This is a genomic window from Pedobacter sp. (assembly GCF_041662865.1).
Lineage (GTDB): Bacteria > Bacteroidota > Bacteroidia > Sphingobacteriales > Sphingobacteriaceae > Pedobacter.
Window position 1 is genome coordinate 1 of the sequence record NZ_JBAZRL010000112.1, and the last position, 3,018, is coordinate 3,018.

General features: G+C 34.9%; 3 protein-coding genes. 1 reads left to right on the forward strand and 2 read right to left on the reverse strand.

Annotated features, from left to right (window positions below; all coding sequences use genetic code 11):
• Positions 1-321 (forward strand): substrate-binding domain-containing protein (locus WC622_RS16780; RefSeq protein ID WP_372820841.1); only part of this gene is annotated, 321 nt, incomplete at its 5' end.
• A gap of 204 nt (positions 322-525) precedes the next feature.
• Here WC622_RS16780 and WC622_RS16785 read toward each other — a convergent pair.
• The gene (locus WC622_RS16785; RefSeq protein ID WP_372820842.1) at positions 526-1,689 is read right to left on the reverse strand and encodes an RsmB/NOP family class I SAM-dependent RNA methyltransferase; all 1,164 of its coding nucleotides are present in this window, start codon (positions 1,687-1,689) and stop codon (positions 526-528) included.
• Between the two features lie 29 nt (positions 1,690-1,718).
• Positions 1,719-2,936, reverse strand: coding sequence for an ABC transporter substrate-binding protein (locus WC622_RS16790; protein WP_372820843.1), 1,218 nt, complete (start codon positions 2,934-2,936; stop codon positions 1,719-1,721).
• Positions 2,937-3,018: the final 82 nt, after the last annotated feature.

Here is a 3,018-nt window from a genome sequence, read left to right on the forward strand (position 1 = left end):
GCTTTAGAAAAAGTGCAATTACGTTTTAAACTCGATTCTAAACCAGATGCTATATTTGCAGTTAATGATTCCTCTGCGATCATTAGTATCCAGTACTTACAGGGCTTGGGTTATCGAATCCCTCAAGACGTTGCTGTAATAGGTTATAATAATGAACCTGTGAGTAAAGTGGTAAGTCCTACGTTAACAACCATCATGCAGCCAAGTTATGAAGTTGGTAAAATTGCAACTCAGCTGCTGATAGATGAAATAGAACATGATAACAAGGAATTTGTAGACCAAGTTTTAAATAGCGAGCTCATAATTCGTTCTTCTTCATAGAGAATTGATTTTCAAATAATGAATCTGTAACAAAAACTCACTAAATTAGTCTTATATCTATAAAGCCTTGTTATGAACAGTTTTGAGCAATTTACGCTAATTATAGGTCTGCTGGCCGTTCTTTTCGAAGCTATTAAGCATTTGAAAGAGAAAATTAGGCAATGGTTTACCCATAGCCATTAAATTCTTTTGGGTCGAAAATCCTTAGTCCTTAATAAAACGAGCGACAAACATACTATCTGCTTTATCATTATAGCCCTTAATTAATTCCATTTGAGCTAATTTTACCGGAAAATTCTCTTCAATATACTCTACAACGTCTTCATTTTCTGCTTTAAAAACAGAACATGTCATATAAATTAAAGGTTTTCCAGGCTTCAGGTACTTAATTACATTTCCTGCAAATGCTTTCTGTAGTTTAACGTAGTTGTCGATTTTATATTTTTCAAAATACCAAAGCATTTCAGGCGTACGGCCCCAAGTTCCAGAACCTGAGCAAGGCGCATCTAGTAAAATACCATCAAACTCATAATGATGTAAGGTTTGGTCGTTATTTTGAAGTAGGTCAATTACTTTTTTATGATATTTTTTAATTCCGGCAATCTGAAAACGTTCGTCTAGGTTGTTTAAACTATTTTCTCTAACATCACTTACCAGCAATTCAATGTTTGGTTCTAAATCATGCAATAAAAGTGATTTACCACCAGACGCAGCACAACAATCCCACCAATAGTCATATTTTTTAGGTTCAAAGTATGCCCCTGTTTTTTGAGATGATAAATCTTGTACTTGATATAAGCGAGAATCAGGAACAATCTCTTCTAATTTAATACCATTAGGTAGTGCCAATGCATTTTCAATCACTTCTTCCGCATCAATATTTTTAGCTGCAAGTTGGTTTTTTACTGCTTGAATATGAGTTCCTTTAACTCTTATAAAAAGGTTGGGCTGTATAAAAAAAGAGCTGAAAAACTGTGTCTGATCAACCTGTGGCGATAAATAACCATGTAAGGTAAATACGTCCGGTAATTCAAACTTTGGGAATTTGGTCTGCACCAGCTTTATTTTCTCAGCTAATGGTAGTGCAATTGAGGCTAACAAATCGTTTAAATAAGTTTCAACAACAAGACTAGGAGTTTGCTGACAAAGGAAATCTCCGATGGCAAGACGCTGGATGGGTGCTAATTTCGACAACGCTTTTCCCAAGCGGAAAAAGCTATAAATATAACGGGTTGCCCATCTTCTATCAGATGAACCCATCTGCTTATTTTGCTTAAAATAGGCAAACAAAAACCGATGTAATGGCAGCACACCATCATAATTTTGATGGATCTGCTCAAAAGCCCTAATCTGATGTTCTACTCTCATGCCCTAAACCCATCAAGGGCTTTTTAATACTAGTTAATTAAATTTAAATTAAGATTTTTATACTGCAAAAGCATTAAATCTTTATTGTAATACCCATAAATCGGATTATAGCCAAAACTAAAGGAATTGTGTAACCCTTTGTATTTGTCCTTCGTAATAAAATCTAAGTAATTCTTCCCGTGTTTGGCTAGTAGTTTACCAAAATAAAAGCCGATGTCAAAACCTTTGATAGAATATTCACTTGGCTCAAAATTGAAGCTTGCACGATACTTTTTCACAAACGAAATAACATTTGCATCCTTGTAGTTGACAAAATAAGAAGTGCTTAAAATGGTATGTAGTGTTTGTAACTGATTAATATTATAATTTTGCTTAATCCAATTCGGGTGTCCAAAAAGGTTCAGCTGATAATCTTGCGCCTTTAATTTTGCTAATTTAGCTAGTTTATCAATCGTTGGTATTACAAAACTGGTTTCGGACGAACATACGATAATTGCATACTTCTTACCTTTAATCATTCGAGTTTCAAACGCATAGGCTGAAGTGAATTCTTGAACGATTAACGTTGGATGACGCTGTTTTAAGAATGCCCTAATTGGAGCAGCAAACTCTTCATCCTCGGTTTTTCGAGGGTTAATAAGTACTACGATACTATTTGCTGGCTGAAATTTAGTTCCAATAAACCCAGCAATTTTTTCACTGTGCTGATCGATGTAGTTTACCACAGAAATCAGCTTAGGATTATTAAAGTCAGTTGGTTTAGATGCAGCCAATGGAGAAACCATCGGCATATCATTACCAATTGCAAAATTTGTGAAGTTCTTTATTCCTTCAGGAAAGACTGGTCCAATGATAAGGTCGCTCTTCGCTAGATTTTCGCTTTTTGTTAATGCCATTAATTGGGCATTCTCATCCTTGGTGTCATATACATTTACCTTAAAATTCAAACCAAAACTAGCGGCAGAATCAATTCCCATTTTTACCCCTTGATAAAAATCAATTGCCATGTCGGCACGATCTACTTGTGCCTTTGTAGCTACAGCTAAATTTATTTGATTTAGCTTAAATGGAATTAACAGAGAAATGTTCGCTTCTGTAAATTTCTGAACAGGTTTAACTGGAACGCTTGAATTGCTTTCTTTAGGAATAGTCTTAACAGGCGGACTTACAACCGGTCTAGTCTTAGGAGAACAAGCAAGTAAGACTGCACACGACAAGAAAAAAATTAAGCCTTTGCACTTAGTCATTAGGGATGATTTGGTTAATTGGTTTAATTATTTAACTGCTTAATTGCTAAATTGTTTTATTGAGCTGCTTTAAACTGTTAAT

What these genes read in the sequence shown, in the direction of transcription:
- WC622_RS16790 (WP_372820843.1), bottom strand. Translation starts at nt 2,936, where the DNA reads ATGACTAAGTGCAAAGGCTTAATTTTTTTCTTGTCGTGTGCAGTCTTA.
- WC622_RS16785 (WP_372820842.1), bottom strand. Translation starts at nt 1,689, where the DNA reads ATGAGAGTAGAACATCAGATTAGGGCTTTTGAGCAGATCCATCAAAAT.